General features: G+C 72.7%; 14 protein-coding genes. 13 read left to right on the top strand and 1 reads right to left on the bottom strand.

The annotated features are described in order from the left end of the window. Window positions 1–122 precede the first annotated feature (122 nt). Window positions 123–1067 carry a hypothetical protein gene (locus ACE3Q8_RS20105; protein ID WP_374472275.1) on the top strand — a complete coding sequence of 315 codons (945 nt, stop codon included), beginning with the start codon at window positions 123–125 and terminating at the stop codon, window positions 1065–1067. A 36-nt stretch (window positions 1068–1103) separates the two neighbouring features. Here ACE3Q8_RS20105 and ACE3Q8_RS20100 read toward each other — a convergent pair whose 3' ends face one another. Then, window positions 1104–3074, bottom strand: coding sequence for a TonB-dependent receptor plug domain-containing protein (locus ACE3Q8_RS20100; RefSeq protein ID WP_374472273.1), 1971 nt, complete (start codon window positions 3072–3074; stop codon window positions 1104–1106). A 118-nt stretch (window positions 3075–3192) separates the two neighbouring features. On the opposite strand from ACE3Q8_RS20100, the gene ACE3Q8_RS20095 reads away from it, so the two are divergent. From ACE3Q8_RS20095 to ybgF, 12 genes are all read left to right on the top strand, one after another. Continuing rightward, the gene (locus ACE3Q8_RS20095; RefSeq protein ID WP_374472272.1) at window positions 3193–4338 is read left to right on the top strand and encodes a helix-turn-helix domain-containing protein; all 1146 of its coding nucleotides are present in this window, start codon (window positions 3193–3195) and stop codon (window positions 4336–4338) included. Between the two features lie 71 nt (window positions 4339–4409). Then, a complete protein-coding gene (locus ACE3Q8_RS20090) occupies window positions 4410–4808 on the top strand; it encodes a GFA family protein (RefSeq protein ID WP_374472271.1) in 399 nt (132 codons plus the stop codon). A 68-nt stretch (window positions 4809–4876) separates the two neighbouring features. Further along, the gene (ruvC, locus tag ACE3Q8_RS20085) at window positions 4877–5413 is read left to right on the top strand and encodes a crossover junction endodeoxyribonuclease RuvC (protein WP_374472269.1); all 537 of its coding nucleotides are present in this window, start codon (window positions 4877–4879) and stop codon (window positions 5411–5413) included. Between the two features lies 1 nt (window position 5414). Beyond that, window positions 5415–6029 carry a Holliday junction branch migration protein RuvA gene (ruvA, locus tag ACE3Q8_RS20080; RefSeq protein WP_374472268.1) on the top strand — a complete coding sequence of 205 codons (615 nt, stop codon included), beginning with the start codon at window positions 5415–5417 and terminating at the stop codon, window positions 6027–6029. Between the two features lie 47 nt (window positions 6030–6076). Then, window positions 6077–7111 carry a Holliday junction branch migration DNA helicase RuvB gene (gene ruvB, locus ACE3Q8_RS20075; RefSeq protein WP_374472266.1) on the top strand — a complete coding sequence of 345 codons (1035 nt, stop codon included), beginning with the start codon at window positions 6077–6079 and terminating at the stop codon, window positions 7109–7111. A 67-nt stretch (window positions 7112–7178) separates the two neighbouring features. After that, window positions 7179–7631, top strand: coding sequence for a YbgC/FadM family acyl-CoA thioesterase (locus ACE3Q8_RS20070; RefSeq protein ID WP_374472265.1), 453 nt, complete (start codon window positions 7179–7181; stop codon window positions 7629–7631). Between the two features lie 66 nt (window positions 7632–7697). Then, window positions 7698–8399, top strand: a complete 702-nt coding sequence (tolQ, locus tag ACE3Q8_RS20065) for a protein TolQ (protein WP_374472264.1) — start codon at window positions 7698–7700, stop codon at window positions 8397–8399. A gap of 3 nt (window positions 8400–8402) precedes the next feature. Then, window positions 8403–8900, top strand: a complete 498-nt coding sequence (locus ACE3Q8_RS20060; RefSeq protein WP_374472263.1) for an ExbD/TolR family protein — start codon at window positions 8403–8405, stop codon at window positions 8898–8900. Then, a complete protein-coding gene (locus tag ACE3Q8_RS20055) occupies window positions 8897–9727 on the top strand; it encodes an energy transducer TonB (RefSeq protein ID WP_374472262.1) in 831 nt (276 codons plus the stop codon). Before ACE3Q8_RS20060 ends, ACE3Q8_RS20055 begins: the two co-directional genes overlap by 4 nt. A gap of 17 nt (window positions 9728–9744) precedes the next feature. Further along, window positions 9745–11043 carry a Tol-Pal system beta propeller repeat protein TolB gene (gene tolB / locus ACE3Q8_RS20050; RefSeq protein ID WP_374472261.1) on the top strand — a complete coding sequence of 433 codons (1299 nt, stop codon included), beginning with the start codon at window positions 9745–9747 and terminating at the stop codon, window positions 11041–11043. Window positions 11044–11116: 73 nt separating this feature from the next. Continuing rightward, window positions 11117–11677, top strand: a complete 561-nt coding sequence (gene pal / locus ACE3Q8_RS20045; protein ID WP_374472259.1) for a peptidoglycan-associated lipoprotein Pal — start codon at window positions 11117–11119, stop codon at window positions 11675–11677. Between the two features lie 43 nt (window positions 11678–11720). Continuing rightward, on the top strand, window positions 11721–12542 hold an 822-nt coding region (ybgF, locus tag ACE3Q8_RS20040; protein ID WP_374472258.1), incomplete at its 3' end, for a tol-pal system protein YbgF.

Below are 12542 nucleotides of genomic sequence, written 5' to 3'. Positions count from 1 at the left end.
GCCGGCCGGCGGAGCGCCAAATTGACGCGTTCCGTCGCCCGGCCTCTCCGGGCGATGATCCCAGGGCTGGCCAGGACGGGGCGCCGGCGAACGACGACGACACGCGCCCGGGAACGTCCGCCATGCAGCTCGACCTCGCCAACCTCAGCGGCCGTGAGCTTCGCCGGCTGCTGGACAGCGCCCGCGAGCGCGGCCAGGCCGCGCAGTCCTACCAGATCCTCCAGGAGATGGCCCGCCGTCGCGAGGCCGGGCCGGCGCCCCGTCGCGGACGTCGGCGGCCGGAGGAGCCGAGGGTCATCGCCATAGACCTCGGCGATCCCCTGGAGCCGAAGGGGGACGACACGCTCGATGTCCCCGCCCCGCCGAGCCTGGCGGACGGCGAGGAGGCGGGACACCAGACGCCCCCGCTGGAACTCACCCTCGATCGCGAGCCGCCTCGGCCGCGGCGTCCCCGGCGCGGGCCGCCGGGTCTCGTGGTGTTCGCCGCCGGCGCCTCGGTGGGCGTGGCCGCGGGCGTGGCGCTCGGCGGGTGGGTGGGCGTCGGCGCGCCCGCCGTCCTGCCGCCGCCTCCGAAGGCTGTCCAGGCGCAGGCGCAGACCGCGCCGCCCGCAGCCGTGACGCCCACCGCCGGTCCCGTGGTCGCCGACCTCGCCCCGCCGCCGGCCCCGCCCGTCGATCCAGCCGCGGTCGAAGAGGTCGCTGCGCCGCAGGCGCTGGAGGTCGCCGTGGCGAGCTCCGAGACGCCGCCCGCCGCCAGCGACGCGGCGGTGACGGCCCAGGCGGTGGAAACGGAAGACGCGCCCTCCGACGCTTGCGAAGGCGCCGCTACGCCGGCCGACCGGGCGATCTGCGGCGATCCGGAGCTCCAGCGCCTGCAGCGCGAGCTGCGCCGGGCCTACGCCGAGGCGCTGGACGCGCACCAGGACCGCACGGTGCTGCGCCAGCGCCAGCTCGCTTGGCGCGACGCGCGCAGCGGGATCGGGGACCCCGAACGCCTGGCGAGCCTCTACGAGGCCCGCATCCGCAAGCTGGAATCCGCCACCGCCGACGCGCGCCGCCAGCGCTGACGCCGGCTGCGCCGCCTCGCGGCCCCGAGAAACGGCCTAGAAGCCCCAGGCATAGCTCAGGTGCAGGGTGCGCGGCACGCCACGGAACCGGTAGAGGAACCGCGCGCCAGGTGGGCCGGCGTCCGGCGCCGCGGAGGCCACCCGCGTGGCGTAGGTCTCGTCCAGCGCGTTCTCCAGCCGGGCCGTCAGACGGCTGCGCCGCCCGGCGTCGAGGTAGAGGTGGGCCGCGAGGTCGACGATCGCATAGTCCCCGTAGTTGACGCGGCCGAAGCCGGCCACGTGCTGCCAGACATCCCCGGTCCAGATCACGGCGGCCGAGCCGCCGAACCGGCCGCCTTCCGGCGCATAGTCGAGACCGGCCTTGGCCTGGACCTCCGGGATGCGGTCGAACTGCCGGCCGACGCCCTCCTCCCGCGCCCGGGTCCAGGCGACCGAGCCCCGCGCCGTCAGGCCTTCCGCCACAGCCGCCGTCGCCTGGAGCTCGACGCCCCGGAAGCGCACCTCCCCCGGCGTGTTGATGTAGATCCCGTCCGGCAGGCCAGGCTGCCCGTAGTCGTCGACGATCAGGTCCGTGACCTCGCGGGCGAAGCCGGTGAGCTTCCAGCCGAACCGCGCCGTCTCGGCGCCCACAGACAGGTTCAGGTTGGCGCTCTCCTCCGGCTGCAGGCCGGGGTTGCCCACCGCGCAGCAGGGGTCGATGGCGAAGAGCTGCTCGGCGCTGGGCAGGATGAAGGCCGTGCCGACCATGCCCTCCACGTAGAGCCCGTCCGTCGCGTCCCACCGGCCGGAGACGTTCCAGACGGTCTTCTCCGCCCCGTCGGTGCGGTTGTACCGAAGGCCGGCGGCCAATCGCACGCTCGCGAACAAGTCGTCGGTGGTGCGCACCTGCGCGATCAGCGCGTGGGCCTGCTCGGTCTGCCGAGCAATCTTCAGCACGTCGTCCCGGCCCTCGAAACTCTGGAAATCGTAGCCGAGCTGGTACTCGAATCCGCGGTGCAGGTTGAACTTGGCGAGCCCGCTGGCGCCGTAATCCCGGTAGCCCCAGTAGGTGAGGTCGTCGACGATCACGGGCGCCGCCGCGGGATCCCCCGGCACGTTCTCCACCGTCGAATAGACGCTGTCCCAGTCGTGCAGGTAGCCCTTCACCGACACCTTCACGTCGTCGCGCGCCGTCCAGTCCAGGCTGGCGCTGGCGATCTCCTCGTCGCGGTCGTTGAACGCCAGCCGGGTGAGGCGGGGGTTGGGATATTCCAGATGCGCATCGGTGTGCTGGGCGTAGAGGTTCAGCGCCAGACCCTCCGCCAGATCGACGCCGTACTTGCCGCCGAAGCTCACCACGTCGTAGCCGCGCCGCCGCGCGGTGGCGCTCGGTTCGAAGACGTCGAAGGTGCGGTAGCCGCGGGCCTCGTCCTTGGACGCCCAGGCTATGTAGCGATGGCGCCCGGCCACGGTGTCCCGCACATAGGCGTCGGCGCGCACGCCGCCGTTGGTGTGTGCGCCCGCGGTGAGCTGGCCGTTGAACTCGTCCGCGTAGCCGCGGGTCACGACGTTGATCGCGCCGGCCACCGCCTGGGTCCCGTAGAACAGACTCTGGCCGCCTTTCAGCACCTCGATCCGCTCGACCATGCTGGCCGGCAGGGTGTCGGCGGGGCTGACGCCCGTATAGAGCCGGTTGTTGATCCTGACCCCGTCCACCAGCCAGAGCACGTCGCCGGTGCGCGAGCCCTGGAGGGCGATGTCCACGTAGGAGAAGGGGCCGTTGCGCGGGCTGAGGAACAGGCCCGGCGCCTGCATCTGCAGGGCCTGGGAGACATCCACGTAGGCCTGGTCGCGGATCACGGCGGCCGGGATGACCGAGAGGTCGGCGCCGTAGCGGGCGAGCTCCTGCGGCAGGGTCTCCTCCAGCCGGGCGGCCGTGACCACCAGGGTCTCCACGTCGGCGTCTTCCGCCCGCGCGACCGTCGCCAGCGCCGCCGTCGCAGCGCCGATCAGCCATACCTTCCGCATCCCGCCCTCCCCCGTCGGCCTTGAACTGGCCGAAACTTCGGTATGGCGCTAACAGGCGGGGTCGGACGCGCCCCGTACTTTACGGTTGAGGCGCCGTTACAGGGGGTTACAGGCGGGCATGGAGGGCTTGCAGGCGGAGGCCGAACGGGTCCGGGCGAGCGGCGTGCTCGGCCGCTCCGAACGGCTCGCGCGGCTGTTCGACTACCTCGCGTCCCAGGCGCAGGACGGCCGGCCCGTGCGCGAGGCGGACATCGCCGTCGAGGTGTTCGGGCGCGAGACGGAGCTTCCCGGCGACGCCTCGGTCCGCGTCTACGTCCACCGCCTGCGCCGCAAGCTGGACGACCTCTATGCCGGCCAGGTCCCGCGGCTGGGCATCCCGCTGGGCGAATACCGGCTGACGCTGGAGACCGCTGACCCCCGACCGCACCGCCGCGCGGTCCCCTGGCGCCGTGTCGCCGCGGGCCTCTCCCTGTTGATCCTGCTCGCCGCGGGTGGGGTGTGGGCCTACCGCGCCACCGCCCCGACCCGGGCCCTGGACGACGTCGCCCAGGCGCCGCTCTGGCGCGGCATGGGCGAGCGCCGGCCAGTGCTTGTGGTGGTGGGCGACTACTACATCTTCGGAGACACGGAGGGCGACGACACCCCGCAGCGGATGATCCGCGCGTTCGACGTCAACGCCCCCGGCGACCTCGAGATGCTGCTGGCCGAGCGGCCGGAACTGCAGGGCCGCTACGTGGACCTCGACACCTACTACACGCCCGTCGGCGCGACCCTCGCCCTGCGGGAGATCCTGCCCGTCGCACGGCGTCTGGCCGGCGATCCCGCCAACCTCGCGCTCGTCACCTCCTCCCAGCTCACGCCCGAGATGTTGAAGAGCCACGACGTGATCTACGTAGGCTACCTCTCGGGCCTGCGCCTGCTGCAGGAGCCGGTGTTCCGCCGCTCGCGCTTCGAGATCGGCGAGACCTACGACGAACTGCTCGACCGCAGCACCGGCGAGGCCTTCGTCAGCGGCGCGGGCCCGGCCCATCCGGGCCGACCGAACCAGGACTACGGCTATCTCGCAGCCGTGGAGGGCCCGGGCGGCAGCCGCTGGGTGATCGTCGCGGGCGGCCGCGACATCGGGGTCATGCAGAGCGCCGAAATCGCCGCCGACCCGGCCCGCGCGCCGCAGTTCTCGGGAAGCGGGGCCGAGGCCCTCTATCGCGTCGAGGGCCTCGGCCGCACGAACATCTCCGCCGCGCCGGTGCCCGTCCGACCCTGAGGAGGCCGCCGTTCGCTTGCCTGGGGGCCGGGGACCGCTAGTCTCCAGCGCATCTTCCGGGAGCCGACGTGATGACGGAACGGGTCGCAGCCTGCCGCTGCGGGGCGCTGAGGGCGGAATGCCGGGGCGAACCCGTGCGGGTGTCGGTCTGCCATTGCCTGGCTTGCCAGGCGCGCACCGGCAGCGCCTTCGCCGTGCAGGCGAGGTGGCCGCAGGACCAGGTCTCGCTGTCCGGCGAGTTCCGCGAGTGGTCGCGGACGGGAGACAGCGGCGGCCGGGCGACCTACCGCTTCTGCCCCGCCTGCGGCTCCACCCTCGCCTACGTCAACGAGGGGATGCCGGGGCTGATCGCCATCCCCGTCGGCGCCTTCGCCGACCCGGGCTTTCCGCCGCCGCGGTTCTCGGTCTGGGAGACGCGCAAGCACCCATGGGTCGCCGTGCTGGGCGAGGCGGTCGAGCACCTGGACTGAGGCGCCCGCGGCGCGGCTCTTAACGCCCCCTTCACCACACCGCCCGCATCCGTCATCGTGGTGAACAGATGACGAACGCGATTCCCGCCTCCCTCGCCCCGCGCGGGCCCCTGCGCATCCTCGGCCTCGATCCCGGCCTTCGCCGCACCGGCTGGGGCGTGGTGGCCGTGGACGGCGCGCGGCTGGCGCACGTGGCCCACGGGGTGATCACGCCGGACACCGACGCACCGTTCGCGGATCGGCTGCTGGTGCTGTTCGACGCCATCTCCGAAGTGATCGCCGCCCACGCGCCCGACGAGGCGGCGGTGGAGGAGACCTTCATGAACAACAACGCGGCCTCGGCGCTGAAGCTCGGCCATGCGCGCGCCTGCGCCCTGCTGGCTCCCGCCCGGGCCGGCCTTTCCGTGGCCGAGTACGGCAACAGCGTGATCAAGAAGGCGGTGGTGGGGACCGGCGCCGCCGACAAGGGCCAGGTGGGCTTCATGATCGCGCGCCTGCTGCCCACCGCCGGCAAGACCACAGCCGACGCCGCCGACGCGCTGGCCGTCGCCATCGCCCACGCCCACGTCCGCACCGCGCGGGCCGCTTACGGAAAGGTCGCCTGAGATGATCGGCCGGCTGCGCGGGATCGTCGCCGAGGTGGGCGAGGAAGAGGCCCTGATCGATGTCATGGGCGTGGGCTACGTGGTGCGCTGCGGCGCGCGGACCCTGTCCCGCCTGCCCGAGGTGGGCGGCGAAACCGTGGTGCACGTGGAGACCATCTGGGGCGAACAGACCGGCCAGGTGCTCTATGGCTTCCTGTCCCGCGACGAACGCCGGGCGTTCGTGACGCTGAGGACCATCCAGGGCGTCGGCCCGAAGGCGGCGCTGGCGGTGCTGGACGTGCTGGCGCCGGCCGAGCTCGCGGCCGCCGTGGCCCGCGACGACAAGGCCGCCGTAGCCCGCGCGGTCGGCGTCGGCCCCAAGCTTGCTCAGCGGATCGTGCTGGAGCTGAAGGGCAAGCCGATCACCGAGGGCCCGGTGGCCGCCTTCCAGCCGCAGGCCTACGCCCCCGAGCCCGTGAAGGTCTCGGTCTCGGGGGAGGCCGTCGCCGCCCTGATGGGCCTGGGGGTCGCCGAGCCCAATGCGCGGCGCGTGGTGGAGCAGGCGGTCGGCCGCCTCGGCGACGACGCCGCCGTCCCGGCCCTGATCAAGGCCGCCCTGCAGGAACTGGGGCGCTAGGTGGAACGCCTTGAACTCAGGGGCCCGACGGGCGTAGCGGGTCTCGCATGACCCGCATCGTCTCCGGCGAGGCCCAGCCGTTCGAGGGGGCCGACAAGGCGCTCCGGCCGCAGACGCTCGCCGAGTTCGTCGGCCAGGAGCAGGCCAAGGCCAACCTGTCGGTGTTCATCGAGGGCGCGAAGTCGCGCGGCGAGGCCCTCGACCACGTGCTGCTGTTCGGCCCGCCGGGCCTGGGCAAGACGACCCTGTCGCAGATCGTCGCGCGCGAGCTCGGGGTGAACTTCCGCGCCACCTCGGGCCCGGTGCTGGCCAAGGCCGGCGACTTGGCGGCCATCCTGACCAACCTCGAGCCGCGCGATGTCCTGTTCATCGACGAAATCCACCGCCTGCCGGCCAACGTCGAGGAGATCCTCTATCCGGCCATGGAGGACCACGTCCTCGACCTGGTGATCGGCGAGGGGCCGTCAGCGCGTTCCATCCGCATCGATCTCGCCCCCTTCACCCTGGTGGCGGCCACCACGCGGGCGGGGCTGCTCGCCACACCGCTCCGCGACCGGTTCGGCATCCCGATCCGGCTGGAGTTCTACACCCACGACGAGCTCTCCAAGGTGCTGACCGGCGCCGCGGCCAAGATGGGCCTCGGCCTGCGCGCCGACGGGGCGCTGGAGATCGCCCGCCGATCGCGCGGGACGCCGCGGGTGGCCGGCCGGCTGCTGCGCCGGGTCCGCGACTTCGCCGCCGCCGACGGCGCGCTGGTCATCGACAAGAAGGCCGCCGCCTCGGCGCTCGCCCGCCTCGACGTGGACGAGCAGGGGCTGGACGCGCTCGACCGCCGCTACCTGCGCGCGCTGATCGAGAACTACGCCGGCGGCCCGGCCGGGGTGGAGACCATCGCCTACGCCATCGCCGAGGCGCGCGACGCGGTCGAGGACGTCATCGAGCCTTTCCTGATGCAGCAGGGATTCATCCAGCGGACGCCGCGCGGCCGGATGGCCACCGCGCGCGCCTACGAGCACCTGGGTCTCGCCGCCCCGCCGCCGCCGCAGGCCCGCGGCGTCAATCCCGACCTGTTCGACAAATGACCGGCGCAGCCGCCACATAACACCGGCATACTCACAACCTGTCGCCCACCCGCGCTAGGGTGGGGCGATGGATGCGAATCAACCCTCCGCCGGCTGGCTGGAAGGCCGCGAGCACGTGCTGCCGGTCCGGGTCTACTACGAGGACACCGACTTCACCGGGGTGGTCTACCACGGCAACTATGCGCGCTTCTTCGAGCGTGGCCGCAGCGACTTTCTGCGGGTGGCGGGGATCAGCCATGCGGCCCTGCTGGAGCGGCCCGATCCGGCCGCCTTCACCGTCGTGAAGCTGACCATCGAATACAAGCGCGCCGCGCGGATCGACGACGGGCTCCTGGTGCGCACCCTCTACGAAAGCGTGAAGGGCCCCCGGCTTTTCGTCCGGCAGAGGATCGTTAGAGGTGACGAGCTGATCGCCACCGCCGACGTCGAGGCGGCCTGCATCGACATGGCGGGCCGGCCACGCAAGCCCCCGCCGGGGCTCGTGGAGGCGCTCTCACCGCTGTTCGCGCCGGCTTCCTGAGGTCGTCGCCTTAAGTTCGCCTCAGGCTTACGCAAACCACCACTTTCGCCCCTTCCCGGAGACGCCATGGACCCCGCCGCCGTCAGCCCCGAGAGCTTCAACGCCGTCACGCTGTTCATGCGGGCGGACTGGGTGGTGAAGCTGGTGATGATCGGCCTGGCGCTGGCTTCGCTGTGGTCCTGGACGGTGATCCTGGACAAGCTGTTCCGCTTCGCCGCCCTGAACCGGCAGGCCGACAAGTTCGAGGACGCCGTGGCCTCCGGCCGCAGCCTCGAGGAGATCGCCCAGGAGGCCGGCGAGCGGCCCCGCCACGCGCTGCCGCGCATGCTGCAGGGGGCGCTGAAGGAATGGCGCGACGCCCGCGGGAAGAGCGGCCAGAGCGACGGCCAGGCCGCCTTCCTGATCCAGCGCATCGACCGGGTTCTCGACACCATCATCGCCCGGGAGAGCCAGCGCATCGAGGAGGGCCTCGGCACCCTCGCCATCGTCGCCACCGCCTCGCCCTTCGTCGGCCTGTTCGGCACGGTCTGGGGGATCATGCACGCCTTCCAGGCGATCGCGATCCAGAAGAACACCTCGCTGGCGGTGGTCGCCCCCTCGATCGCCGAGGCGCTGTTCGCCACGGCGATCGGCCTCGTGGCGGCGATCCCGGCGTACATCGCGTTCAACGCCTTCTCCACCAAGGCCGGCAAGTTCGCCGCCCGGCTGGAAGGCTTCGCGGACGACCTCTCCACCGCGATCCAGCGGCGCCTTTCGGAGCGGGTCTGAGCCATGGGTCTGTCGGCCAACGACGCGTTCGCCGCGGGGGGCGGCCGCCGCAACCGCCGCCGCTACGGCCGCGGCCGGCGGGGCGCGCTGAGCGAGATCAACGTCACCCCCCTGGTGGACGTCATGCTGGTGCTGCTGATCATCTTCATGATCTCGGCCCCGCTGCTGACCGCCGGGGTGCCCGTCGAGCTGCCCAAGACCGAAGCCGGGGCCATGCAGGACCAGCCCGAGCCGATCACGGTCTCGGTGCAGGCGAACGGCTCGATCTTCGTGGGCGAGGACGCGGTGCCGTTCGCCCGGCTCGCGCCGCGCCTGAAGGAGATGGCGGGCCCCGAGACCACCCGGCCGATCTACGTCCGCGCCGACGGCAAGGCGTCCTACGAAGTGGTGGCCCAGGTGATGGCCTCGCTCTCCACCTCGGGCTTCACCTCGATCAACCTGATCACCGAGACCGGCGGCCCCTCTTCGGGCGCCAATCCTGAGGAGGCGGCGACGCCGTGATCCGCAGGGAGCTGTCACCGGCGGCGCTGGGATCGATCCTGCTGCATGCGGGGATCGCGGCCGCGCTGCTGATCTCCTGGCCCTGGGCGCGCGACCTGAAGGTCGGCGCGGTGGTGCCGGTGACGATCGTGGCCAACGCTCCCGTGACCGATCTGCGCGCCGCCGAGCAGGGGCCGCAGGAGCAGACCGCGCAGACCGAGGCGCCCGTCCCCGACGCTCCGCCGGAAACCGCGCCGCCGCCCGCGCCGACGCCGCCGACGCCGGCCCCGACCCCGACCCCGACGCCCAAGGCCGCGCCGCCGAAGCCCGCGCCCACGCCGGCGCCCAAGGCCGCCCAGATCCCGGCCCCGAAGACCCCGCCGGCGAAGGCGCAGCCGAAGCCCGCCGAGAAGGGCCTCGATTTCGACGCCCTGCTGGCCAGCATCCCCGGCAGCAAGAGCGCGCCGCGCCCCTCCTCCGCCCAGAAGGGCGCGTCCCGGCCCGAGACCGCCCAGCAGGCGCGCCCCAACCTCGGCTCCGGCCTCGCCGCCTCGGCGGCCATGAACGGGCTGGTGGACGAGCTGCAGCGCCGCTGGAACCCGAACTGCGCCGTGGAGGGCGGCCGCGCCGTGGTGGTCCGCGTCACCTTCCAGGTCGGCTCCGGCGGTCAGCTGGTGGGCGAGCCGGCCGCCGAGATCCGGGGACCCCGCAACAGCGAGAGCCAGGCCGCGGCCGACCGCGCCGTGCGCGCCGTCTATGCGGCCGCCCCCTTCCGCACCCTGCCGCGCGAGTTCTACGGTCAGCGCGTGGCGGTGAACTTCAACGCCCGGGAAGCCTGCCAGCTATGATCCTTCGGAGTGTCTCCATGCGGCTGAAGAGCCTGATGTTCGCCGTGATGGCGGTGTTCGCCACGGTCGCCGCCGCGCCCGCGGCGCGGGCCGAGATCGAGGTGAACGTCAACCGCGGGGACGTGCAGCCGCTGCCGGTGGCCATCCCCGCCTTTGCCGGCGGCCAGGTGGGCGCCGACATCTCGAGCGTGATCTCGGCCAACCTGCAGCGGTCGGGCCTGTTCCGGCCGCTGGACCCGGCGAGCTTCATCGAGCGCGACCTCAACGCCGCGGTGCAGCCGCGCTTCGCCGACTGGAAGCAGATCAACGCCCAGGCGCTGGTCAACGGCCAGGTCACCGTGGTGGGCGGCCGGCTGCAGGTGGACTTCCGCCTGTGGGACGTCTTCGCGGAGCAGCAGATGCTGGGCCTGCAGTTCACCTCCAGCCCCGAGAACTGGCGGCGCGTCGCGCACAAGATCTCCGATGCGGTCTACGAGCGGCTGACCGGCGAGAAGGGCTACTTCGACACCCGCGTGGTGTTCGTCGCCGAGAGCGGCGGCCGCGGGGCCAACCGCCAGAAGCGCCTGGCGATCATGGACCAGGACGGAGCCAACCCGAGCTACCTGACGGACGGGTCCTACATCGTCATGACGCCGAGGTTCTCCTCGAACAGCCAGGAGATCACCTACATGGCGCTCCGGCCCGAGGGCTCGTCGATCTACCTCTTCAACCTGGAGACCGGCCGGCGCGAGAGCCTGGGCGACTTCCGCGGGATGGTGTTCGCGCCGCGGTTCTCGGCGGACGGCAGCAAGGTGGCGTTCTCGGTGGAGCGCAGCGGCAACTCGGACATCTTCGTGATGGACCTGCGCAGCCGGCAGACCTCGCGGCTGACCGCCGATCCGGGGATCGACACCTCCGCCTCCTTCTCGCCGGACGGCACGCGGATCGTCTTCAACTCCGACCGCTCGGGCTCGCCGCAGCTCTACGTCATGGGCGCAGACGGCTCGAACCCGCGCCGGCTGACCTTCGGCGGGGGCCGCTACACCACCCCGGTGTGGAGCCCGACCGGCGAGTTCATCGCCTTCACCAAGCAGTCGGGCGGCCAGTTCCACATCGGCGTCATGCGCGCCGACGGCTCGGACGAGCGGCTGCTGACCTCCGGCTACCTGGACGAGGGCCCCACCTGGGCGCCCAACGGCCGGGTGCTGATGTTCTCGCGCGAGGCCCGTGGTGGCGCGCCCCGACTGTGGAGCGTCGACGTCACCGGCCGCATCCTTCAGCCCGTGCCCTATCCGACTGCGGGCTCCGACCCCGCCTGGTCGCCCCTGTTGAACTAGGCTTGCGCCCAGGCGCAGCCCCGTAGACCCTAACCGCGCCTCGGCGCACCGCCCCTAAGGAGACGCTAAGACGATGGTCATCAGCATCAACGGAAAGACCGCCCTGCGCCTCGGCCTCGTGGCCGCCGCGACCCTGTCGGTGGCCGCCTGCTCGAGCCGGCCGAAGCCCAGCTTCGAGACGACCCCGCCGGCCCAGACCCAGCCCACCGGCCCGACCGGCCCGGCCCAGCCGGAAGGCGTCGGCGGGCAGCAGCTCGGCCCCGTCCCGGGCTCCACCCAGGACTTCACGGTCAATGTCGGCGACCGGGTGCTGTTCGACTTCGACCGCTACGACATCCGCAGCGACGCCCAGCCGATCCTGCAGGCTCAGGCCGCGTGGCTGCGCCGCTATCCGTCGGTGCGCGTGCGCATCGAGGGCAACACCGACGAGCTCGGCACCCGCGAGTACAACCTGGCGCTCGGCGCCCGCCGCGCCAACGCGGTGCGCGACTTCCTCGTCTCCAACGGCGTGACCGCCGACCGGATCACCACCGTCTCCTTCGGCAAGGAGCAGCCGGTGGACTCGAGCGGCACCGAGGAGGCCCAGGCGCGGAACCGGAACGCCCGCACGGCCATCGTCAGCGGCGCGCGCTAGGCGCGCCGTAAATCCGCCGCCGCCCCCGCAGAACCTGAAGGCCATGCTTCTCCATCGTCTCCGCACCTCCGCCGCCGTCCTCGTCCTGGCCTTCGCCGCCCTGCCGGCGAGCGCCCAGACGCCCATGGACGATCCGTTGGACGCCCGCGACGCGCGGCGGGTGGAGCGCATGGAGAAGGTGGTCCGGGAGCTCCGGGACATCGTCTTCAAGGCCCAGAGGACGGGGGCGCCGGTGGTGGTCCAGCCGGCTGACACCGACGCCCGGCTGGCGGACCTCGCCCAGCGCATCGGGGACCTCGAGCAGTCGCTGACCCGCGTCAACGGCTCGCTCGAGACCACCGCCCACGAGCTGGAGCTCGCCAAACGCGAGAACCAGGCGCTGAAGGCGCAGGTCGCCGACCTGACCACCCGGCTGACGACGGCGGAACAGGCGGCCACGCCGCCGGCGCCGCCGGAGCCGCCGGTCGACGAGCCGCCTGCCCGGACGGCCTCGCCCCAGGAAGCGTTCACCGCCGCCCGGCAGTTGATGCTGGCGGGCGACTACGATGGCGCCGAGCAGGCGTTCGCCGCCTACGTGCAGGCCTATCCGGAAGGTCCGCGGCTGGCCGAGGCCCGCTACTGGCTCGGCAAGACGCTCACCGTGCGCAGCGCCCACGCCCAGGCGGCCACCGCCTACATCGGCGCGATCCGCGGCTGGCCGCAGACCTCCTGGGCGCCCGACGCCGTGGTCGAGCTCGCCCGCTCGCTGGTCGCGCTGAAGAAGCCCACGGACGCCTGCCAGGCGCTCGCCGAGCTGCCGAAGCGGTATCCGAAGGCGCCGGCCGCGGTGGCCAACCGCGCCGCCGCCACCCGCACCCAGGCCAAG

Origin of the sequence: Phenylobacterium sp. (assembly GCF_041913825.1) — a bacterium.
GTDB lineage: Bacteria > Pseudomonadota > Alphaproteobacteria > Caulobacterales > Caulobacteraceae > Phenylobacterium.
The sequence above is the reverse complement of the archived record's forward strand: the minus strand, read 5'-3'. Positions and strand labels throughout refer to the sequence as shown.